Here is a 23,099-nt window from a genome sequence, read left to right as displayed (position 1 = left end):
CCGTTACCCGCGACGTGATGCGTTGCTGCACAGTAAAAACAGCTCAGCACCACAACCATCCGCTACCGTCGAAATACGCAAACTCAGAACCGTGGCGAGAACTCGTAGTTGCAAAGGATTTGCTTCGACCCAAGCCATCGTAACTGCTTTGCTGCGGCCATGCTCAACGTCTCGATTTTGGCCAGGCTTCAATTTTCGCATGGCTCTTTCACACACAATAGAGCGCCTGCAAACTTCATCAAACAGCGGATCAACTAAATCCCGACCTCGACGAAATTTATACTGTTTGGCTCGAATTTATCTAACGTTGCCTCGAGACAAGATTGAAGATCGGTGTCCAAGGCCATTCTGATTGCGCTGATCATCTCTGCCTCAAAAGCATCGATGCTGTCGTAGGCGATCAGGTTGGACGACGAAGCCGCCTTACACAGCACTTCGACAACGCGTCTTTCGTTCGTGAGGCCCCTCAATGCTCCAGCGCAGGCGACCACGGCATCATAGTAAGCTGCGTCCCGGGAACCCGGCCACGCTTCGATCAAATACTTCGCCGCCTCCTTCGTGCTTTTGATACGCACAAAGGTCTTGGTTTCCCCCCGCAACTCGATGGTGACGACGTTGTCCCATTCAGCCATGGCTATGCTCGCCCAATCCGCAAGTAGAGCTAATTTAGCGAGCAATACTTGAGCGGGGCTGGTGACTGTCGTGTGGGAACGAAGACCTGGCGATGTAGTAGATCGGCGCCACCGTACGAGATCGACTTGAGGTCGATACCTATAGAAAGCGGGTACTTGGCCAACGTGTGGCGCTAGCAGGCCAAACTCTTATACCAGTGCACGATGTCTACATACTGCGCCACGCCTTTCATTTCCCGAAGGCCGCTCCCGTGGCTGAGAACGCGCGCTGTCGGAAGGATGTCGCGTTTCTCCCTACGAAAATTCCGTATTCCCGGGATTACGTTCTCGGAGATTTCGCCGTCCATTCGGAATCACCAATTCCGCACCCTCCTCGTCTATACTTGCGGCGTGGCCTGCTTGCTGCCGCGGTTTGTGCGAAATGGGCGGGTCGCCCCCTTGAGCACAAAACCGAGAATGCCGGCGAGCAGCCAGCCGGCGAAGAAGCCGCCGCCGGCCCAGATGAGGCCTGCGGCGTCGATCGGCACCGCCGGCACGTAGTCGCGCCAGGTATTGGTGAAGGTCATTGGGTCGGCGTTGCGCATCACCACGAATGGCTTGATCGGCAGCGAGGCCTTGATCAGTTCATCCTGCTGCGTCAGCAAAGTCTCGTAACGCTGAAAGATGCCGCGCATCGTGTCGCCCTGGTCGCGCAGAAAGGTTTCCGGCGAGCTCGAATAGACGTTGAGCGCTTCTTGCCGGCCAAGACCGTGGTGGTTGGCCTGGGTGTCGAACTGGGTGATCATCACCTTCAGCTCATCGAGCGCGCCGCCGATGCGCTGGCGGTATTGCTGGGCAAACTCGGGCGCCTGAGAGAAAAACAGGCCGCCCAGTATCGCTGCAGCCATCGTCAGCATTCGTCCGAACATCAGCATCGCATCACCCCGTTCGTGGACCCCTTTCACAACGGGAGATACCTGGAAAGGTTGCGGGCAGGAATACTGGTGGCATTTTGAGGCGCCTCAAAGTTGCGCGTTACCCGCTGCGCCGACCTCGTCGATCTGAAAACCCACGGCAAACGGTTCAGGTCTTGCGGACATGCTCCATACGGAAGCCGAGGCCCATCAGTCGTCCCGAGAGATGGGCGAGAAGCGGAAATCGGGCGATGCCGCGGATAAAAGCTGGCGGGCCTTTGCGTTTTTGCGCATCGACCTCATCGCTGCGGCGGCTCGAGCGCATCATCAGCTGCAGTTTCTGCGTGGCGCGCGTCGGAAAGCTGCGGCGCTTTTCCACGGCCGCGAGATCCGCATCCGAGAGCCTGTTTTCGCGCAGCGGCTTTGCCAGAATGTTTGCCGTCGCCACCGCATCCTGGATGGCAAGGTTGACGCCAACGCCGCCGATCGGCGACATCGCATGCGCCGCATCGCCGATGCAGATCAGGCCGCTGCGCCACCATTGTGTCAGCCGGTCGATCCGTACGGTCAAAAGGCTGACGTCGTCGAAGGAGGAGATCTCCGCCATCCGCGCGGCCGGAAGCGGCGAAACGTCCACCACTCGCTGACGAAAAGCCTCGATGCCTTTTTCGCGGATGTCTGCATAGGTCGTGCGACGGACCACATAGCCGCATTGCCAGTAGTCACCCCGGTCGATCAGCACCAGACCCTGGCTTGGACCGGCATGCCCCATCACCTCGTTCGGGTCATCCTTCTGCTTGGAAAGCTTCATCCACAGGACTTCGCTCGGCTCTCCAAAGCTTTCGACAGTGAGGCCGGCCTTTTCCCGGATGATGGAATTGCGGCCATCGGCCCCGACGACGAGTTGCGAGCGGATGGTCAGCGGACCATCCGGCGTTTCGACGCAGAGGCCGGCAATTGCGTCCTTCTCCTCGATGAGCCCGGTTACCTTGGCATCCATGATCAGCTTGAAATTGGGATAGCTTTGCGCCTGCCTTGCCATGAAATTCAAAAAATCCCATTGCGGCATGAAGGCGATGAAACGGTTCTTGACCGGGAGACGGGAGAAATCCGCCATGGTGATCGTCTCGCCGCCCATCTGCGCGGAAAGCTTTGGCGCCCTTGTATGCGGCAGTGCCAGAAAGTCATTGATCAGGCCGAGCTCTGTGATCACTTCCAGCGTCGAGGGATGGATGGTATCGCCACGGAAATCGCGCAGGAAATCCGCGTGCTTTTCGAGCACGACCACATCGGCGCCGGCCCGCGCCAGAAGAAAGCCCAGCATCAGGCCCGCCGGCCCTGCCCCGGCGATGACACACTGGGTTTCGATCTTCTGGGTTTCGATCGTCTGGGTCTCGATCGTCTGCATATCCGTCATGACCTACCGGGCTCTTCGAAAGTTCGGAGTTGAGCGCTTACACTTGTGAGCCGCCGCTTTCTCTTTTAGACCAGCGGTCACCGTAAAGACAGGACATACCATGGCCGAAACCGGCAAGCGTCGCATCAGCATTCTTGGTTCCACCGGCTCGATCGGCGTCAACACGCTCGATGTCGTGAGCCAGCTTGGCGGGCGCGACGCATTCGATGTCGTGGCAATTACCGGCAACGCCAATGTCACATTGCTGGCCGAGCAGGCGATAGCCTGCGGTGCAGCGCTGGCCGTAACCGCCGATGATGCCCATTACGACGCGCTGAAATCAGCACTGTCAGGCACCGGGATCGAGGTCGCGGCAGGACGCTCGGCGCTGATCGAAGCGGGTGCACGACCGTCCGACCTGGTGATGGCGGCAATCGTCGGGACTGCCGGCCTTGCGCCGACGCTTGCTGCTGCGGAGCGCGGAGCAGACATCGCCCTTGCCAACAAGGAGTGCCTTGTTTCCGCCGGCGAACTCTTCGTTCGGGCGGTGGCCGAGGGCGGCGGTCGGCTGATCCCGGTCGACAGTGAGCACAGCGCGATCTTCCAGTCGCTGGAAGACGACCAGCACCATGCAGTCGAACGCATTGTTCTGACCGCGTCCGGCGGACCGTTCCGGACATGGAGCCGCGAGGAGATGGCCGGCGTCACGGCAGAGGTTGCCCGCGCCCATCCCAACTGGTCCATGGGGCTAAAGATCTCAATCGGCAGCGCCTCGATGTTCAACAAGGCGCTTGAAATCATCGAGGCGAAGCACCTGTTCAATATCAGGCCGGACCAGATCGAGGTGATCGTGCATCCGCAGTCCATCATTCATTCCATGGTGGGTTACCAGGATGGATCCGTCATTGCGCAGCTCGGCAGCCCGGATATGCGCACCGCCATCGGCTATGCGCTGACCTATCCCGAGCGGCCGAAGCTGAATGTGGAGCGGCTCGATTTCGCCAAGCTGGCAAGGCTCGATTTCGAGGCGCCGGACGAGGTTCGATTCCCGGCACTCAGGCTCGCCCGAACTGCCCTGGAGCGCGGCGGCGCGCAGGGCGCGATCATGAATGCCGCGGAAGAGATGGCGTTTCATGCCTTCTGCGCCGGCAGGATCGGCTTCCTCACCATGGCGGATGTGGTCGAAGACGTAATGGACGCGATGATGGGTCACGCGGCAACAACGATGGATGCCGTGTTTGCAGCAGACGCTGAAGCACGCCGCCGTGCCGACGAAATCATCGACAAACGGGAACTGGCCGCCTAAGCGCCGAAAGCCATCGGCTACGGCGGGACGGCCGAGTGATCAGACAAGTTCATTGCGTGATGTGAAGACGGGGCGACTTGGAGCGCCCGGCATCCCCGTGACACGCACGGGGATGAGGCAGACGTCGTGTCAGGCGACCTGGCGTGCCAATGCGCAGCGCGACCACAGCTGATGCAGCGAGCTGACCAGATGTTCCAGATCCGCATCCGTATGCAGCGGCGTCGGTGTGATGCGCAGGCGCTCGGTCTTTTTCGCAACCGTCGGATAGTTGATCGGCTGGACATAGACGTCGCAGGTGTCGAGCAGGATATCGGAGATCCACTTGCACTTGGCCGCATCGCCGACCATGACAGGCACGATATGGCTTGGGTTGTGCATATGCGGGATGCCCTGCTGATCAAGCATCATCCGCAGCTTCTTGACGCGGTCCTGGTGACGCACGCGCTCGAACGGACTTGCCTTGAGGTGGCGAATGGAGGCGATCGCGCCGGCCGCAAGTGTCGGTGGCAAAGCCGTGGTGAAGATGAAACCGGATGCGAACGAACGAATGAAGTCGCACAGCGCCGTCGATGCCGCGATATAGCCGCCCATGACGCCGAAAGCCTTGCCAAGCGTACCTTCGATGATTGTCAGACGGTCCATGAGGCCTTCGCGTTCGGCAATGCCGCCGCCGCGCGGGCCGTACATCCCGACCGCATGAACTTCGTCGAGATAGGTCATCGCACCGTATTTGTCGGCGAGATCGCAGATCTCCTTGATCGGCGAGATATCGCCGTCCATCGAGTAGACGCTCTCGAACGCGATCATCTTGGGCGCCTTCGGATCGGCTGCCGCAAGCTTTGCTTCCAGATCGTTCAGATCGTTATGCTTCCAGATCACCCGGTCGCATTTGGCATAGCGGATGCCCTCGATCATCGAGGCATGGTTCAACGCGTCGGAAAAAATGATCAGACCGGGGATCTTCTGGCCAAGCGTACCCAGCGTCGCCCAGTTGGAGATATATCCGGACGTGAACACGAGCGAGGATTCCTTGCCGTGAAGGTCAGCGAGCTCCTGCTCCAGAAGAACATGGTAGTGGGTGGTGCCAGAAATATTCCGGGTGCCTCCCGCACCCGCGCCACAGTGATCAATGGCCTCGTGCATGGCCTCGATCACGGCCGGGTTCTGGCCCATGCCGAGATAATCGTTGGAACACCAGACGGTAACCTCTCTCGGTCCCTCGGGCGTATGACGCGTCGCGCGCGGAAAACTTCCGCGATGCCGCTCGAGATCGGCGAACACGCGGTAGCGGCCTTCCGAATGAAGTCCGTCCAGTTCGCTTTTGAAAAATGCCTCGAAATCCATGTCACACTCCAGAACCTACCCCGGTTTTGGGTCCGGTTTCGCCATGCGTCAAGCCCGAATACGTCAATTTGCCCCGACCTGCGGCGAAAAGTCCGATTTTTTGGAACAATTCCAATGAAGCGAAACTACCATTGAAATCTGCCGAAATCGTTACGAGTCAGGCGACCCCGAAAAGACGAAAGACTTTCCGAACAATCGGCTCGAGCTGGCGTGATGCGACTTCCCCCACCTTCTCATCATTCCCCAAGTCGGCCAGCCGATCAATCCCCATTTCATACCGGCGAAACCTGACTGAAAGCGGATTTTTGCCACAGCCATCGAAGAATGAGAGCAGAATGTGTCTTGCTTATATGGACTATTTGAAGAGCCGGCCTATTGTTCATCGGATGCACAAAAGCCCGGCGTGCGCACCTGCAAGGGTTTCGCCGGACACAATCAATCGGCAGGAACTACTCAGGAGGAATTCATGAAAAAGGCTTTGATGCTTCTCGTGCTCGGCGCATCTCTCGCGAGCTGCACCGCGACTGAAAAGGGTGCCGGTATCGGCGCTGCATCCGGCGCCATCATTGGCGGCGCAGTTACCGGTAACGTCCGCGGCGCAGCAGTCGGCGCAGCCATCGGCGGCGTTTCCGGTGCGGTCATCGGCAACGTGTCGGAACAGCCGGGCCAGTGCTATTATCGCGATCGCTACGGCCGTCGCTACATCGACGATTGCCCGCGCCGTTACTAATCGGAGCGGCGCTCGACGAGCACCGCAAGACTGTGGCCCTGGAGCATGCTCCAGGGCTTTTTCATTTATGAAGACATACTTATCGACGAGACGGGGGTACCCCGTTAAACAATTTGCGGCTACACAAGACCAGGAGCTGGTCATGATGGCCGGGGCGGTGATAAGTCGGCAATAAGTTAGCGTATGCAGAACGTAAGCAGCGGGCGGAAGAAGATGAATTACCGGAGGACCGGTTCCGTCGCAGCGATTGCGGCCGCCCTTCTTTGTTCGCCTGCGCTCATCGAGAGCGCCTACGCTTTCAAGCTTTTCGGCATTACACTGTTTGGCGACGACGAGGACAAGGTCGAGGTGATCGACCCGGTCCGCTACGACGCGACTCTGGAAGCCGGTGATGCGGACAAGAAACTCAAGGATCGCCTGGAAACCGCGGCATCGCTGATCGCCGACAAGGACGAGCCTGTATCCGGTGATCTCGGCATCGTCATCAAGGCCCGCGAAGACCGGGACCGCCTGGTTGCTGTTCTCTACGAAGAAGCCCGGTATGGCGGGGTCGTCCGTATCTCTGTTGCCGGAACGGATATCGACGCGCTGCCACCCAACCCCACCTTCGACCACTCATCACCCGTTCCCGTGACGGTTCAGATCGAACCCGGACCGGTTTTCAAACTTGGCTCGGTGCGGTTCGACAAGGATGCGGCCGGTCGTAACCCCGCGGACTACGATCTGGAGCCTGGCGGCGAAGCCGGCTCGCGCGTGATTCTGAAAGCCGGCGAAAAGCTGCTGGTCGACGTCAAGGCAGAAGGTCGACCGCTTGCCAAGCTGACCGAACGGCAGGTGACCGCCGACCATCGCACCAACACGGTCGATGTCGTGCTTGGCGCCATCTCGGGCCCGATCGCACCGTTCGGCATGGTCACGGTCAAAGGCTCGCGCACAGTCGACCCAGCCTTCATCAAACGCTATTCCCGCCTCGACAAGGGCGGCCGCTATTCACCGGTGCAGCTGAAAAAGGCCAATGACCGGCTGCGCGAGCTCGGCGTGTTTTCGAGCGTCACGATTCAGGAATCCGATGCTCTTGCACCGGATGGATCGCTGCCGCTGATGATCGAGGTTTCGGACGGCAAGCAGCGGTATTTCGGCTTTGGTGCCGAATACTCTTCGCTCGATGGAGCGGGTCTCTCGGGTTACTGGGGGCATCGCAATCTGTTTGGCCAGGCCGAATCGCTGCGCGTGGAAGGCAAGGTTTCCGGCATCGGCGCAACGACCGACGTCACCACATTCGACTATTCCGCCGGTATCGTCTTTACCAAGCCGGGCTTTCCCGTGCCTGAGGCAACGTTCGAATCGCGCCTGGAAGCCAAGAGCGAAAATCCAGACGATATCTACGACGCGCAGTCGATCGCCTATTCGGCCGGCTTTTCCTACGAACTCAACGACACCGACAAGCTCACCGCCGGCGGTGAAGTCGCGTATATTCTCGCCGACGATGCCTTCGGAAAGAATGAGTACCTGACGTTCAGCGTGCCTGTCGGCTTCGAACGCGACGCGCGTGACAACAAACTGGACCCAACCGAAGGTTACCGCGCAACGCTTTCCGCCAAGCCTAGTTATGAGTTCTTCAATCAGAGCATTTTCTCGTCTTTCGAGGGCTCGATTTCCGGGTATCTCGGTTTGGGTGCAGAGGATCGGGTCGTGTTTGCAGGCAAGCTGAGTGCGGGGACGCTGGTCGGCGCCGACGAGCTGCAGGACATCCCAGCCACCAGGCGCTTTTATGCCGGCGGCGGCGGATCGGTGCGCGGCTATTCCTATCGCGAAATTTCGCCTTATAACGGCGATGACGAAGCGCTGGGCGGACGATCCTACACTGTGGCCTCTTTTGAAATGCGCGTAAAAGTGTCAGATAGCATCGGCATCGTACCGTTTCTCGACGTCGGTACGGTTTCGACCGAAATCGTGCCTGATTTTTCTGATATAAGAGCTGGAGCGGGGATCGGGTTGCGTTACGCCACTCCTTTCGGGCCGATCAGGCTGGACGTCGCGCTTCCGTTGCGACGCTATGACGACGGTAGCCAGTATGGAATTTATGCCGGCATTGGCCAGGCATTCTGAAAGGTAAAGTTGCCAGCATGACGCTTTTCGTTCGCCTGCTGAGATGGGTCTTCAAGGCCGCGATTGCCGCGGTCGGGGTCCTTTTCGTCATGGCGCTCGGCGTCGTCCTGTTCGTTGCATTGACGCCGTTCGGCGGAAACATTGCGGCAGAGCGGATCTCGGCGCTGGTGTCCACCCCGGACCGCAAGGTCAGTTTCTCTCGACCGGAAGGTCTGCTGTCGGGTGATCTGCGCATCGACAGCCTGACGCTGTCGGACAAGGACGGTGCCTATGCCGAAATCGGCGGCATCGAGGTCGACTGGTCGCCATCGGCGCTGGTCTCCGGCGTCTTCCGCGCAGACCGGGTTTCCGCAACGACCGTGAACTTCATTCGTCCGCCGCAGCCGGATGCGACCATAACGACGCAGAGCACGACAAAGTCGTCCGGCTCGCCGCTGCCGGTCGGCATTCGGGTCGCGCAGATAGATCTGCCGGATATCAACCTGTCGCAGGCCCTCTCCGGACGCGATTTTGCGCTGTCGGTGAAGGGCTCGATCGATGCGACCGGCCCCAACATCTCGCTCAAGCTGGAAGCAACCCGCAAGGACGAGATGGATGCGAAGGCATCCGCCGATATCGTCTACGCACCGTCGGAAAACCGCCTGCAGCTGAAGGCCTCGGTCTCCGAACCGCAGGGCGGACTGCTCGCCCGCCTGTTGCGCCTTCCCGGCGCTCCTGCCGTCGCATTGGGGCTGGATGGCGAAGGACCTCTCTCGAACTGGGCCGGCCGTCTCGTCGGCAATGTCGATGGCGCACCTGTCATCTCCGTCGATGGAAAACATGTCCTGGTCGACAACGGCGCCCACCGCGTGGAAATCATCGGTGGCGGCCAGCTTGCAACGCTGATGCCGCCAGCCTTCCGGTCGCTGGTCGAAGGTACAACGGACATCAATGTGGCCGCCATCTACGCGCCTTCGGGTCGCGTCGACATCCAGCGCGGCGACCTCACCTCCGGCGCCGTGAAGATTACCGCCAAGGGCGCATGGGACCCGAACGGCGACAACAGCCTGACGGCCGGCGTTTCCGGCACCAAGGGCCCGGTCTCGATCGCGTGGCCGATCAACGGCCAGGAGAGCCGCTTCTCCATTGATACGATCAATTTCACCCTGACCGGCGCCGCAGCCTCTGCCCGTTTCAATGCGACGGCAGCGCTGAATTCCGCCGAACTTCCGCAAGGCCGGTTTGGCCAGGTGCGGCTGCAGGCTGAAAGCGAGGATCTCGACCTCATCCAACGGGCCGGCAGCATCCGCAGCCGCCTGACAATTGGTCAGATGAGCTTCGTCAATCCCGACCTCAACCGTGTGATCCGCGGGCCGCTGACGCTCGACGCACCACTTCGGCTGGCACCACCGGCCATCGGCCTGGATGCAGCGACGCTCGAAAGCGCCGGCATCAGCGGCACGGTCAGCGGCGCATTCGATACGTCGAAGCAGACAGTCACCGGCAATTTCCGCATTTCGACCAATGCCTCGGTCCTGCCGCCGTCGCTGGCACCGAAGTTTGAGGGCGCAATTGCCGCCGAAGGCTATGTCGACGCCTCCTCGGCAAACCGCATCAGCCTGGAAAACGTCACGCTGAAATCGAACGCACTCGAAGCCCGCGGCAACGTGCTCTATGAGAACGGCACGCTGGTCAGCCACCTTGCCGGACGCCTTCCGGACATCAAGCGCTGGCTGCCGGACGCCGAAGGCGCCGCAGGCTTTGACATCACCACCAGCGGCCCCACCACGGCACTGGCCGTCAAGGCCGTCGTCAACTCCGCCGAGGCAAGGCTCGTAGGCCGCAAGCTCGAAGATCTGAGCTTCACGATCAATGGCACCGCCAATCCACAGGCGCCGCAGGGCACGATCGTCGCCAAGGGCACTCTGGACAGCCAGCCGATCCGCATCAATGCCGATGTGCAGTCGGCGAACGGCCAGACGTCTGCCCCCAATATCGTCGCCGAAATCGGCCCGAACCGCCTGAACGGCGCACTGACCTTCTCGCCGGAATTCCTTCCCACCGGGGAAGTCACATTCAACTTCCCCGATGTGGCACTTCTTGCCGCACTCGCAGCCCAGCAGGCGCAAGGCGACCTTCGCGGTTCGGCGACCTTTGCCAATGTCGACGGCAAGGCGAGCGCTGTCGTGAAGGCCGAAGCTTCCTTGCTGAAGCGAGGTGCTATCGAGATCACCCAACCCAAGGTCGACCTGACGATCCCGGACCTGAAGGCGATTGCGGCTGCCGGTTCGATCAGTGCGGCGCGCATCGGCAGCGGCACCAACGTCATCGATAACATGCAGTTGGGTATCACCCACGGTGGTACGACGACGGACTTCAAGCTGTCCGCGACCTACGACAATGCGCCACTCGAGGGTGCCGGCGCGATCCAGACCGCGGACGGGCTTGCTGTCGAGATCAACAGCTTCAATGCGACTCCGCGCAAGATCCCCGTGCGCCTCGCTGCCCCAACCCGGATCGTTGTCGAGAACGGCAACGCGCGGTTTACCGACTTTACCATTGCCACAGGCAACGGCCGTCTGTCTCTGAACGGGACCGCCGGCACGGCGCTTGATCTTTCCGCCAAGATCACGTCCCTGCCGGCCAGCCTGATCAACACGTTCGTACCTTCGATCAATGCAGCCGGCGTCATTTCCGGCACGATCAATGCAACGGGCACGACCTCTGCCCCGGCGATCAAATATGATTTGGAATGGAGTGATGCACAGCTTCGCCAGATGCGCGACGCTGGCATCACACCCTTTCGACTCCAGGCTGCCGGAAGCTTCGCCGACCGTACAGTCACACTAGACCGCACCCGTCTCACGGGATCCGATGGTCTGGAACTGACCGCCGACGGACGCGTGATCCTCAACGCCGACGGCGCGCCGGCGCTCGACATCAATGCCCGGGCCAGATCTGTCCCGGCCAGTCTCGCAAATGCCTTCGTACCGGGCCTCGGCGCAAAAGGCGCGATCTCCGGGACCGTGGTGGCAACCGGAAGTCCCCAGGCGCCGGCCGTTCGTTACGATCTGCGTTGGGCGAACGCCTCCGTCAGCCAGTCGACATCCGCAGGCGTTGCTTCGGTGGATGTGACTGCCGAGGGTACCTATGAGGGTACGCGCGTAACCGTCGACCTCGGTCTCACCGGCGGCGGCGGTATTTCGCTCACCGGTGGCGGCGCTGTCTCGCTCGAAGGCGACAAGGCGCTGAACCTTAAATTCGATGGGCGCTTTCCGTTTTCCATACTCGCGGGCCAACTTGCCGCCCAGGGCTTCGTGCTGACAGGCACCGGCAATGTCGATCTCGGCATTCGCGGAACGGCCAAGGCACCGCTTCTCTCGGGCAGCGTCACCTCCTCAGGGGCGAAGTTCGTCGATGCCAGGCGCAATCTCGCCATCAACAATCTCGCTCTCAACGTTCGGCTCGACGGCACCCGCGCCACGATCGAGCGGCTGGGCGGAACGCTTGCAAGCGGCGGCACCGTCGCCGTGACAGGCTCTGTAGAGACGACCGAGGGCTTTCCGGCCGATCTGCGCATCGTCCTCAACAAGGCGAGCTATGCGGACGGAAACCTGTTTGCGGTCACCGCTGACGGAGATCTCACGATCAACGGCCCGCTGCTGTCGGGCCCGGCGCTGAAGGGCAAGGTGTCGCTGACCAAGGCTGCAATCACCGTGCCGGCCCGGCTTCCGTCATCACTGTCATCGATCGATATCCGCCACCGCAACGCCCCACGCGACGTTGTGCGCCAGATGGAGGAAATCCGGCCGAAAAGCGCAAAGGGTGCCAGCGAGCCGATTGCACTCGACCTGCAAATCCTGGCACCGAACGGTATCTTCGTGCGAGGCCGCGGTATCGACGCCGAGCTCGGCGGCGACCTGACGATCAGGGGCGACGCAGTCACCCCTGTCATTTCCGGTGGCTTCGACATGCGTAGAGGCCGTATTGTCATCCTGTCAAAGCGGCTGGACTTTACCGAAGGCAAGATCACCTTCGGCGGCGGTCTGGTACCGATCCTCGACATGGAAGCAAACACGAGCTCCGGCCAGACGACGATCACGGTGAACATTACCGGGGTTGCCAACGATCCGACGATTTCCTTCTCCTCCGCCCCTGCCCTGCCGCAGGACGAGGTTCTGGCACGACTGATCTTCAACCAGTCGATGTCGCGTCTGTCGCCGCTGCAGATTGCACAGCTGGCCGATGCCGTGACCCAGCTTGCCGGCGGGGGCTCGACGTCGCTGCTCGAAAAGCTGCGCAGCAACCTCGGCGTCGATGACCTCGACATCAGCACAGACGATACGGGCCAGACGACGGTATCGGTGGGGCGCTACATCAACAAGCGCACCTACTTCCAGGTCGAGCAGGGCGGCCAGAACGGCGCTCAGGCCACCATCAATCTGGATGTCGGGCGTGGCGTCAAGCTGAAGGCCGGCGCCGGCAGCGAAGGCGGCACCGCAGGCGTATTCTACGAAAAAGAATACTGACCAGGTGACGTAGAGCCACCCACAGCCCACCAGACGGGAAACATCCGACTGCCCTGAACGTGGCCGGCAACCGGGCGCAGCAAGAGCTGCCCTGCCTGCGGAGACATGCCAGAACATTAGCGAACTGGTGAGCAAGTTTAGAATTGCGAAATACTCTTCGCATACAGTTAGCGAATTGAAACTTGCCATACGGTTTGCAGCACCGTTGCGGAAAGGTCAGCAGCGCCAGCTGAAAGCCTTGAACCGGACCTGCCGCTGTCGCCGTAAAGGCCTGCACGAACCGGGAAGAACTTTGATGTCCGCGACGATCAACTCGAAGACTTACAGTGGCGATACGCTTGAGATCATCGCCTTCCGCCTTCACGATCAGGAGTTCTGCGTGAAGACCACCACCATCCGCGAAATTCGCGGTTGGGCCCCGTCGACACCGCTCCCGCATGCACCGGCCGACGTCATCGGCGTCATGAACCTGCGTGGATCCGTCATCCCGATCATCGATCTGGCCTTCAAGCTGGGCATGAAGAGCACTGTCGCCAACGAGCGGAGCGCGATCGTCGTCGCCGAGGTGCATAACATGGTCATCGGCATGCTGGTCGATCGCGTGTCCGACATCCTGACCATTCCCGCAAACACGGTTCAGCCGGTTCCGGAAGTCTCCGCTTCGTTCGACAAGTCATTCTCTGAAGGCATCATCGCCAACGAAAACGGCATGATCTGCTTCCTCAACCTGTCAAAGATGTTCAAGGGCACCGAAGTAGAAGAACTCGCTGCCTAAACCATCCCCGCGATTTGAACAAAGGCCGCATGACTAAGTCATGCGGCCTTTGTCGTTTGCTTCGTAATACTTGCTCACAATCCGTTTTCATCCATCACTTTTTAATATTTATGCTTTCTAATATTATCCCGGGGCGACGACCATCCCGCTGTTGGGAAAAGGCGTCAAAAGTACGCAGCCAAGTGTCCGACGCGGCGCGGCAAGGGGATCATCATGCTGGGATTGGGTAAAGCCGGGGATGTGGCGCGGATCTTCGACGCCATATCGCGTTCGCAGGCCGTTATTGAATTTGATCTGACCGGCACCATCCTGGATGCCAACGAGAATTTCTGCCAGGCGCTGGGGTACACGCTCGCAGAAATAAAAGGCAAGCATCACCGCATGTTCTGCGAGCCCGCTTTCGTTGCGTCCGACGAATACCGCTCTTTCTGGAAAGACCTCGCTGCCGGCAAGTTCGAGGCGCGGGAGTACAAGCGTATCACCAAATCAGGCGGGGAAATCTGGATCCAGGCCTCCTACAACCCGGTCATGCGCAACGGCAAACCATACAAGGTCATCAAGTTCGCGACCGATATCACGGCCACGAAGCTGAAGGCAGCCGATGACGCGAGCAAGCTTTCGGCGATCAGCCGGTCGCAGGCCGTCATCGAATTCACACCACAGGGCGAAATCCTCGACGCCAACGAAAATCTCTGCAACGCTGTCGGCTACGATCTGGCCGAGATCAAGGGACGCCACCACCGGATGTTCTGCGAGCCTGGCTATGCGGCGTCACCTGCCTATGCGGAATTCTGGAAGAAGCTGTCGGAAGGCGAGTTCATTGCCGACGAGTTTGTCCGCTACGGAAGGGGTGGCCGCGAGATCTGGATCCAGGCCGCCTATAACCCGATCCGCGATCTCAACGGTAAGGTCACGAAGGTCGTCAAGTTTGCAACCGACGTGACGCCGCGCATGAACGCAATCGGCATGCTGAGCAAAGGCCTGCGCAATCTCGCGGACGGCAAGCTTGACCAGTCGCTCGATACGCCCTTCGTGCCGAGCATGGAAACCACCCGAAGCGACTTCAACGAGGTCGCCGCCAAGCTGACCGATGCCATGCGTACCGTGGCGCAGAATGCAGCCGGTATTGCCGCGGCTTCAACCGAAGTCCGTGACGCATCTGGAGAGCTCGCAAAGCGCACTGAGCAGGCGGCAGCCGCACTTGAGCAGGCCGCAGCAGCCCTTGAGGAAGTGACGCGCACCGTCACCGATTCCAGCAGCCGCGCCGACGAGGCCGGCAAGCAGGTCAGGGCCACCAAGGAAAATGCCGAACAATCCGGCCTTGTCGTCCGCAGTGCCATTTCGGCGATGGACGAGATCGCCGCCTCGTCGAACGAGATCAACAACATTATCGGTGTAATCGACGACATCGCCTTCCAGACCAACCTCCTGGCCCTGAACGCCGGTGTCGAGGCGGCGCGCGCGGGTGAAGCGGGCAAGGGATTTGCCGTGGTTGCTCAGGAAGTGCGCGAACTCGCTCAGCGCTCGGCCAAGGCCGCCAAGGAAATCAAGACTCTGATCAACACCTCGGCGCATCAGGTCTCCAGCGGTGTCGAACTGGTCGGGCGTACCGGCCGATCACTGCAGGAAATCCTCGTGCAGGTGGCAAGCATCCATGAAAATGTCGGCGCGATCGTCGAGGCATCCCGTGAACAGGCAACCAGCCTGCGAGAGATCAGCAGCGCGGTCAATCACATGGACCAGGCGACCCAGAAGAACGCCGCGATGGTGGAGGAAACCACCGCTGCCAGCTATTCACTGGCCAACGAGGCCGATAGCCTGAAGGCTCTGCTCAGCCAATTCGATATCGGCTCCGTCACCTCCCAGGTCCGCAGGCCGGAGTCGAACTATATGCCGGCAGCAGCCAACGTGGCGCCGCTGCGCATGGTTCAAGGTAATCTGAAAGCCGCCGGTGGCTGGGAAGATTTCTGAGACACCCTCAAGAGCAGCCGGGGCGGCGTTCAGGCAACCTCGGCTGGCTCGAAACGGATCCGGTGCGGATGCGTGAAGATCTCGAAATCCTCGCCGCGTGAGAGTGCGACAAGGGTCATGCCTGCGGCGTCCGCCGTGCGGATGGCCAGTGCGGTCGGCGCCGATATGGCGATCAAGACTGGGGCACCGAGAATGGCGGCCTTCTGCACCATTTCTACCGAGATGCGGCTGGTAACGACGACGACGCCTTCGGCGCCCGTGCGGCCTGCGCGCATCACGGCGCCCGCAAGCTTGTCGAGCGCATTGTGCCGGCCGACATCCTCGCGCACCGCAACCAGTCCCTCGCCGAGGACATAGAAACCGGCTCCGTGAACCGCGCGAGTCTGGGCATGCAACGGCTGGGCGGAGTTGAGCGCGTTGCTGGCACGCGCAATGTCGGCGGCTGACAGAAGCATGTCGACACCGGAGACATCAGGCACCGGACGCATGGCCTGCTCGATCGATTCGATGCCGCAAAGACCGCAGCCGACGGGTCCTGCCATATGGCGTCGTCTGGCGCGCAGAGCATCTTCCTTGTCTTCGGCAAGCGTGACCTGAACATCGAGACCGTCGCCCTCCTGGAGCACCTCGATCCCTTCAATCTCGGCGATGGAGGCAATGATGCCTTCCGTCAGCGTGAAACCGGCCGCGAAGTCCTCGAGATCGGCAGGCGTGCCCATCATCACCGCCTGGGTTGAGCCACCGTAGGAAAAGGCGATCGGCACCTCCTCGGGTACGAACCGGCTCGTTTCCTTGACGAGCCCATCGCGATAGGACGTTTCAGCCAGCGAAACGGTCGGCGCGATGCCGCCCTTGTGTTCATCATTCAACGTGGACATCAGGACTTTCCGAGCAGGCGCGCCTCGTGGAGCAGCGCTGAAACCAGTGGCGTATTGGGTTCGCGATGCGGAGCGACAAGACCAACCGTATGGCTGACATGCGGCTCCACGATCGGAATGGTGCGGATATTCTGCGAGAAACCGAAGGACTCGGCCACGTTCTGCGGCATGATGCTGGCCCAGCGACCGGTACCGACATGCGCCAGCAGCGTGACCATCGAATTGGATTCAAGCATCGGCCTCGCCGTCACGCCGGCTTCCGCGAGGTGCTGGCTTATAATCCGGCGGTTCTGCATATCCGGCGTCAAAAGGCAGAGCTGCAACCCGGCCATTTCGGTCCAGGTCACCTGTTTACGATCGGAAAGCTGCGTGCCGTCGGCCGTGACGAGATTGTAGCTTTCTGAATAGAGCGGAATGCTGACGACACGACCGAGCGGCTCGTTGTCGAGATAGGTAATGCCCGCATCGATCTCGAAATTGTCGAGCTGCGTCAGGATCTGCAACGATGTGCGGGACACGACCGAAAACGTCACATCCGGATACCGGGTCTGGAAGGGCCCAGTCAGGCTGGGCACCATGGCAAGCGCCGTCGGGATGACGGCAAGACGGATGTGGCCCGCAAGACCCTTGCGGGCGGCGCGCATTTCCTCGCGCATCGTGCGGGCATCGCCCACAATGCGTTTTGCCCATTCCAGCACGCGCTGTCCCTCGGGCGTCAGGCCCTGATAGCGCGAACCGCGCACCACGAGCTGGACGCCGAGACTGTCTTCGAGGTGCCGGATCGCCGCCGACAGGGAAGGTTGGGCAATGCCGCATTCCTCGGCCGCGCGACCGAAATGGCCTTCCCGTGCCAGCGCAATGAAGAATTCCAGCTTGTCGATCAAAGCCCGCTCCCACACGATATGGCTTTGACTTGCCGGAACTTCCGGCGCCACATCCTATCAAATCACTCTGCCGGCAACTTATAGCGGCAAAAGAAATCGAATGCGCAGGAGATTTCGGCGTCGTCAATCACCTCTTCGTTGGTCGACGCTGGTAGACCGCAGGCTCTGCGAACTCAGGGCGCGCACCACCCGGGATCAGGCAATCCGGGTTGACGCGAGACGATCCTCTTCCAGCACGATGCCGAGACCCGGCGCATCGCCCAGTTCCAGCCAGCCGTGACTGTGCTTCAGCGGCGAAGCCATTGGATAATCCCGCCGCGCCCCGCTCCATTCCGGATTGTCATATGGGTATTCGAGGAAAGGCGCGTCCCCCACGCCGGCAGTCAGATGCGCGTTGGCGAGCACGCCGATTCCGTTGGTCCAGCTGTGCGGCGTAAACGTCACCCCCGCCTCCCGCGCCTGATAGACGAGCCGCCGGCAACCGGTAATGCCGCCCACCAGCGCAACATCCGGCTGGATCACGTCAAACGCACGCTCCTCGATGATATCGCGGAATTCCGAGAGCTCGCGGGTCATCTCGCCGCCCGCGATCCTCACCGACGTCGCCTCCTTCAACGCTCGCATGCCCTTGCGGTCGGACCGGAACAGCGGTTCTTCCATCCAGTAGATGTCGAGCCTTTCCAGTTCCTTCGCAACCGCAAGTGCATCCTTGAACGTCCATGGCAGTGTCGTATCCCAGGGCATGCGCCAGCCCTGATTGCAGTCGACCATCAGTTCCAGGCGATCGCCGACGCGGGCACGGATCGCTCCCAGCGCCTTGATGTCATCCCGCCAGCTCGACCGTCCGCCGGCAGAGGACGAGAAGCGCACCTTCATGGCCGGAAACCCCTCCTCGACGTAACGCTCCGCCTGATCCGCCATCGCCTGTGGATCGCGCAGCACGCCCGAGGATGCGTAGAGGCGCACCTTGTCCGACCGCCCTCCGAGCATCCGCCAGACGGGCTCTCCATTGATCTTGCCCGACAGATCCCACAGAGCCAGATCCAGCGGCCAGCATCGGCCATAGTGAAAGTTGATATGTGAGAGCACCTCGTAGTGCCGCTCCAGATGACGTGGGTCCTGGCCGATGAACAGGTCCTCGTGACCCTCGAAACCCTTCATCAGGTCGCCCGACCCGATCCCCTCCCGGCCCTCGTCGTCCTTGACGCGCACGATGGTGGCGTCGAAATGCCGCCGCGGCCTGCCATCCCAGCTCGCCTTGAACGGCGGATCGAGCGGCAGGCGATGATGGGTGATCTCGATCGATGCGATACGGCTCATGTTCTTTCCTCCGCTGATGTTGCCGGACTGACGAAGACCCCTCCCCACCCTCCCCACGAGGGGGAGGGCTTTAACCCGCCGCAACGCCGGAGATCAATTCCAGACGAGCGACCGCCACGAGTCTTCTCCCCCCTTGTGGGGGAGATGGCCGGCAGGCCAGAGAGGGCCTTCCTACCCAAACTGCTGCCAGATGGTTTTGTAGTCGCAGTACTTGTCGATCGCATGCACCGACCGGTCGCGTCCGAAACCGGATTGCTTGAAGCCGCCGAAGGGTGTCGAGAAATTTGCCATGTCATAGGTGTTGATCCACACCGTGCCCGCATGGATCGCTTCCGAAACGCGGTGGGCGCGGTCCATGTCTTTGGTAAACACCGCGCCAGCCAGACCATAGATCGTATCATTGGCAAGCCGCAGCGCCTCCTCCTCCGTATCGAAGGGGATGACGGCAAGCACCGGGCCGAATATTTCCTGCCGCGCCAGGCTCATGTCGTTGGTCATGTCGATAAAGACGCCGGGCGAGATGTAGAAGCCCCCCGTTTCGGAAAGCACCCGCTCGGCCCCGAAGACACGTTTGGCACCCTCCGTCTCGCCGGCAGCGATCATGCCGAGTACTTTTTCCATATGCGCTTGGTCGATCAGGGCGCCGATCTGGGAGGAAGGCTCGAACGGATGCGCGAGCGCTATGTCGCTTGCGGTCACCGCCTCAATCTTGGCGATCAATCTCTCTTGAACCGAGCGCTGCACCAGAAGGCGGGTCGAGGCATGGCAGGTCTCGCCGGCATTGTAAAAGCATCCCCAGGCGGCGGCAGATGCTGCGGCATCAAGGTCTGCATCCTCGAACACGACGATGGGCGACTTGCCACCGAGCTCAAGCGCCACGCGCTTGACGTTGGATTGGGCTGCATACCCCATGATCAGCTTGCCGACTTCGGTCGAACCGGTGAACGCGATCATGTCCACATCCATATGCAGCGCCAGCGGCTTACCCGCCTCTTCGCCGTAGCCGGTGACGACATTGAACACGCCGGGGGGAAGACCGGCCTCCACCGCCAGTGCCGCAAGCCGGAGCGCCGAGAGAGACGATTGTTCGGCCGGTTTGAGGACGACGCTATTGCCGGCCGCGATTGCCGGACCAAGCTTCCAGGCGTCGATGATCATCGGGTAGTTCCAGGGCGTGATGACCCCGATCACGCCGAGCGGCACTTTTCGCACCAGTGCGCGGGCATTCGGGCCGGTCGGTGCGACCTCGTCATACTGCTTGTCGATCATTTCACCGTAATACTGGATGCCATCGGCGCAGAGGCGCACATCGACATTGAGCGACGCCAGAACCGGCTTGCCGACATCGAGCGTTTCCAGCATCGCAAGCTCTTCGGCATGCGCGCGGATGAGTTCGGCCCATCGGAGCATGATCTTCTTTTTCTCGAGCGGCTCCTTCTTGCGCCACACACCGCTTTCGAAGGCTGCGCGGGCAGACGCGACGGCGGCGTCGATATCTACGCCGACCCCGCGCGCGAGTGCCACACCCGGCTTGCCGTCCATGGGGCGTGGACGGGTGAAGGTCTCGCCTGACTGCGCCGGGCGGTAGTCGCCTTCTATGAAAAGACGGCCTTCGAGCTTGAGCGAGGAAAGCGCGCTTTCCCAGTAATCGCGGGTATAGGTCGTGGTCATCGGAGTGTCCCTGTTCCTAAAGCGTCTTCGGCAGCGCCATGATCGTGGTCGCGAAGGTATCGATGTCGGCGTCGGAAACTTCGCGCACGGTCGAGCGGCGCATCGGCTGGTTTTCCGGCGCCCGCATTTCGGCGGCAAGGTCTGACGCTGAAAAGACGTCGAATGCCTTCGGCAGCGCGCGCTTCACCCCGCAGCGATCCATGAGATCGGTAACGAAGCCGGGCAGCGCCTGTGCATCGGCAAGACCCAACACATGAGCCGCGTCGTTCAGGTCCGGCGTGTCGACATCGCACAGCCAAGAAAGCGTCGCCTCGAAGCCGAGCGCCGTTGCAAGCCCGTGATGAACCGGCGCAAGCCCGGCCAGCGCATGGCTGATATTGTGGGCGACAGCCGTGCCGCAGTTGTCGATCGCGATACCGGCATAGCAGGAGCCGAGCAGCACCTTTCCGCGGGCATCGAGATTGCCTGGAGCCTTGACGGCTGTCTCCAGCGAACCTGCCACCAGCCGCATGGCCTCATGGGCATAGAGTTTCGCGCCGGCATGGGTGTTGCGGTTCGTTGCCGCCTCGAACGCGTGAATAAGGGCATCCAGGCCGCACCACGCCGTCAGATGCGGCGGCAGCGAGATGGTGAGATCCGGATCGAGGATAACGAGATCCGCCTTGGTCTCCCCTCCCCAGATCCACAGCTTCTTGCCTTCCGGCCCGGCAAAGATATTGGTCGCTGATGTTTCCGAGCCAGTGCCCGCCGTCGTCGGCACCATGATCTTCTTCAGGGGGTTGCGTGGAAGCGGATTGGCGGCCAGCGCATAATGCATCGGGTCCTCGCCGGACGCGGCGCAGCAGGCAGCAATCTTGGCGATATCCAGCGCCGATCCACCGCCGATACCGATGACAAGATCGGAACCCTTTGCGAGTTCACTTGCCGCGCGAAGATGCGCGAGTTTGGGTTCGCCCGAGAAATCGCAATAGAGTCGCGGCTCGATCCCGGCGGCGACCAACTCATCCGCAAGTGCTGCGGCGAGACCTGTCGACGCCAGAAACCCGTCCATGACCACGGTTGCGATCGCCACGTCTTCGAAGCCCTTGGCCGCGGAGGCGAGATCGCCAAACAGGCCGGAGCCGAAGCGGATATCTGGTACTGATGACGTCTGAAACTGCATGACGGAAACACCCTGACAGGAACGCTAGCCGTGAGTGTGCAACACAATTTCACATCTTCAAATCCATCAGTTTTTCAGGCTTAATGATGACTTCAGATCATGGAGACGTCGATGCTGGACAGAATTCCGCTGGAAGCCTTCCGCGTCTTCGATGCCGCCTGCCGGCTCATGAATTTCTCCCGCGCCGGTCGTGAGCTTCATATCACCCAGGCCGCCGTCAGCCGGCGTATCCAGGGGCTGGAAGACCAACTCGGCGCAAAACTCTTCACGCGGCGCGGCCGCAATCTCAGCCTGACATCGGAGGGAGACCGGCTTGCCCAAAGGGTGCGCGCAACGCTGGAATATCTGGAGGAAAGTCTGGAGCCGTTCCGGGGCGGCGGAAGGGAAACCATCTCGATCGCCGCCAGCAGCTCGGTCTCGCATCTGTGGCTCGGCAAGCGCTTGAAGGATTTCGACAATGAGAGCCCGTCTGTCTCCGTGCGTTTGCTGACAACCGACGTGCCGTCGGAACTGGCCTCGGAAGCCAACGACCTCGTCATCCTCTATGCCGCCGGCGAACACCCGCGGTGGAACCTCACTTTGTTGATCCGGGAAAGCCTCGTGCCCGTCGCCTCCCCCGCCTATGTGGAAAGACGGGGGCTCGATGCAGCCTCGCTCACCGCAGACGCCATGACCCAGCTGGACCTGATCGATTACGAGCGAGCCAACGCCCACTGGATTTCGCTCAGGCAATGGTTCGCGCGCCTGCCGAAGCCACCCAAGGCAGCGATCAAGCCGCGCCTGTCATTCTCGACCTATTCACTGGCGATCGATGCAGCCTTGCGTGGCGAGGGCGTGACGCTTGGCAGCAGGGGATTGATCGCCGAGGAGCTCGCGTCCGGAACACTGGTGGAGCTTGGTACGGCGCAGCTGGATACGGGCTATGGCTACTATCTCGGCATGCCGCGCTACCGCTCACTCACCCCCGGCGCCGCACGTCTCCACCAGCACCTGCTTGGAAACCCATAGGCACCGAAAGCGCTAAAACGCGAAAGGCGGCCCGATGGACCGCCCTTCGTAAATTATAGCTAACGCTGAAAAATCAGGCCGGAACGACGATGCCGTTCAGATGCGTCAGTTCGGACAGGAACTGTTCGAGCTTCGTCTTGTGCTCGTCGCTGTTGGCGTTGTCGATGGCAGCCTGCGTGGCATCGATGCGCTTCTGCAGCGTGTCCTGGTTCAGTTCGGTCACCGGCACAGCGGATTCCGCCAGCAGCGTGCAGCTGTCCTGGACGATGTCGGCAAAACCACCGAAGACGACGTATTTGGTGACCTGACCCGAGGCAAGCTTCACGGACACGACGCCCGGCTTGATCGTCGTCATCGTCGGCGCATGGTTGGCAAGCACCGTCATTTCGCCAAGCGTTGCCGGGATCACCACTTCGGAGACATTCTCCGAAACGAGCAGGCGCTCGGGCGATACCAGTTCAAATTTGAAAGCGTCGGCCATTAAGGTCCACTTCCCTCGAGTGTTTCAAGCA

General features: G+C 61.0%; 17 protein-coding genes. 7 read left to right on the top strand and 10 right to left on the bottom strand.

Features of this window, described 5'->3' with window-relative positions; genetic code table 11:
- Positions 1–254: 254 nt before the first annotated feature.
- The 3 genes from IFT59_RS01075 to IFT59_RS01065 form a co-directional block, all read right to left on the bottom strand.
- Positions 255–632: a DUF982 domain-containing protein gene (locus tag IFT59_RS01075; RefSeq protein WP_192085748.1), complete on the bottom strand. Its 378-nt coding sequence runs from the start codon at positions 630–632 to the stop codon at positions 255–257.
- A 377-nt stretch (positions 633–1,009) separates the two neighbouring features.
- On the bottom strand, positions 1,010–1,546 hold the full coding sequence (locus tag IFT59_RS01070; protein ID WP_062462586.1) for a DUF2937 family protein: 537 nt from the start codon (positions 1,544–1,546) through the stop codon (positions 1,010–1,012).
- Between the two features lie 148 nt (positions 1,547–1,694).
- Positions 1,695–2,942 carry an FAD-dependent oxidoreductase gene (locus tag IFT59_RS01065; protein WP_192085746.1) on the bottom strand — a complete coding sequence of 416 codons (1,248 nt, stop codon included), beginning with the start codon at positions 2,940–2,942 and terminating at the stop codon, positions 1,695–1,697.
- Positions 2,943–3,042: 100 nt separating this feature from the next.
- On the opposite strand from IFT59_RS01065, the gene dxr reads away from it, so the two are divergent.
- The gene (gene dxr / locus IFT59_RS01060) at positions 3,043–4,227 is read left to right on the top strand and encodes a 1-deoxy-D-xylulose-5-phosphate reductoisomerase (RefSeq protein WP_192085744.1); all 1,185 of its coding nucleotides are present in this window, start codon (positions 3,043–3,045) and stop codon (positions 4,225–4,227) included.
- Between the two features lie 129 nt (positions 4,228–4,356).
- Here the strand turns inward: dxr and hemA are convergent, their stop codons facing one another.
- Positions 4,357–5,571, bottom strand: coding sequence for a 5-aminolevulinate synthase (gene hemA / locus IFT59_RS01055; protein ID WP_062581729.1), 1,215 nt, complete (start codon positions 5,569–5,571; stop codon positions 4,357–4,359).
- Positions 5,572–6,037: 466 nt separating this feature from the next.
- Between hemA and IFT59_RS01050 the strand changes: the two genes are divergently transcribed.
- From IFT59_RS01050 to IFT59_RS01030, 5 genes are all read left to right on the top strand, one after another.
- Complete coding sequence (locus IFT59_RS01050) at positions 6,038–6,301, top strand: glycine zipper domain-containing protein (protein ID WP_062462576.1); 264 nt, start codon at positions 6,038–6,040, stop codon at positions 6,299–6,301.
- 183 nt (positions 6,302–6,484) lie between these two features.
- Positions 6,485–8,410: an autotransporter assembly complex protein TamA gene (locus IFT59_RS01045; RefSeq protein ID WP_092659354.1), complete on the top strand. Its 1,926-nt coding sequence runs from the start codon at positions 6,485–6,487 to the stop codon at positions 8,408–8,410.
- Positions 8,411–8,427: 17 nt separating this feature from the next.
- Positions 8,428–12,918 (top strand): translocation/assembly module TamB domain-containing protein, encoded by a 4,491-nt coding sequence (locus IFT59_RS01040; RefSeq protein ID WP_192085742.1) that lies wholly within the window; start codon positions 8,428–8,430, stop codon positions 12,916–12,918.
- Between the two features lie 295 nt (positions 12,919–13,213).
- The gene (locus IFT59_RS01035; protein WP_062462566.1) at positions 13,214–13,693 is read left to right on the top strand and encodes a chemotaxis protein CheW; all 480 of its coding nucleotides are present in this window, start codon (positions 13,214–13,216) and stop codon (positions 13,691–13,693) included.
- A 213-nt stretch (positions 13,694–13,906) separates the two neighbouring features.
- Entirely contained in the window at positions 13,907–15,664 is a 1,758-nt protein-coding gene (locus tag IFT59_RS01030; RefSeq protein WP_092659350.1) for a methyl-accepting chemotaxis protein, read from the top strand.
- Positions 15,665–15,693: 29 nt separating this feature from the next.
- Here IFT59_RS01030 and fdhD read toward each other — a convergent pair whose 3' ends face one another.
- The 5 genes from fdhD to IFT59_RS01005 all read right to left on the bottom strand — a co-directional run bounded on the left by fdhD (position 15,694) and on the right by IFT59_RS01005 (position 21,579).
- Positions 15,694–16,542, bottom strand: coding sequence for a formate dehydrogenase accessory sulfurtransferase FdhD (gene fdhD / locus IFT59_RS01025; RefSeq protein WP_092659348.1), 849 nt, complete (start codon positions 16,540–16,542; stop codon positions 15,694–15,696).
- Positions 16,542–17,426 (bottom strand): LysR family transcriptional regulator, encoded by an 885-nt coding sequence (locus tag IFT59_RS01020; RefSeq protein WP_092659346.1) that lies wholly within the window; start codon positions 17,424–17,426, stop codon positions 16,542–16,544. The genes fdhD and IFT59_RS01020 overlap by 1 nt, the downstream gene beginning before the upstream one ends.
- A 195-nt stretch (positions 17,427–17,621) precedes the next feature.
- The gene (locus IFT59_RS01015) at positions 17,622–18,746 is read right to left on the bottom strand and encodes a mandelate racemase/muconate lactonizing enzyme family protein (RefSeq protein WP_192085740.1); all 1,125 of its coding nucleotides are present in this window, start codon (positions 18,744–18,746) and stop codon (positions 17,622–17,624) included.
- 171 nt (positions 18,747–18,917) lie between these two features.
- The gene (locus IFT59_RS01010; protein ID WP_192085738.1) at positions 18,918–20,417 is read right to left on the bottom strand and encodes an aldehyde dehydrogenase family protein; all 1,500 of its coding nucleotides are present in this window, start codon (positions 20,415–20,417) and stop codon (positions 18,918–18,920) included.
- A 16-nt stretch (positions 20,418–20,433) separates the two neighbouring features.
- Positions 20,434–21,579: an iron-containing alcohol dehydrogenase gene (locus tag IFT59_RS01005; protein WP_192085736.1), complete on the bottom strand. Its 1,146-nt coding sequence runs from the start codon at positions 21,577–21,579 to the stop codon at positions 20,434–20,436.
- Positions 21,580–21,690: 111 nt separating this feature from the next.
- Here IFT59_RS01005 and IFT59_RS01000 point away from each other — a divergent pair, with 111 nt between their 5' ends.
- Positions 21,691–22,587 carry a LysR substrate-binding domain-containing protein gene (locus IFT59_RS01000; protein WP_174197128.1) on the top strand — a complete coding sequence of 299 codons (897 nt, stop codon included), beginning with the start codon at positions 21,691–21,693 and terminating at the stop codon, positions 22,585–22,587.
- A gap of 73 nt (positions 22,588–22,660) precedes the next feature.
- Here the strand turns inward: IFT59_RS01000 and IFT59_RS00995 are convergent, their stop codons facing one another.
- On the bottom strand, positions 22,661–23,068 hold the full coding sequence (locus IFT59_RS00995) for a F0F1 ATP synthase subunit epsilon (RefSeq protein ID WP_062462547.1): 408 nt from the start codon (positions 23,066–23,068) through the stop codon (positions 22,661–22,663).
- Positions 23,069–23,099: the final 31 nt, after the last annotated feature.

Source organism: Rhizobium sp. CFBP 8752 (assembly GCF_014842035.1).
Taxonomy (GTDB): domain Bacteria; phylum Pseudomonadota; class Alphaproteobacteria; order Rhizobiales; family Rhizobiaceae; genus Neorhizobium; species Neorhizobium soli.
This window is presented reverse-complemented; position numbering and strand designations above follow the sequence as displayed.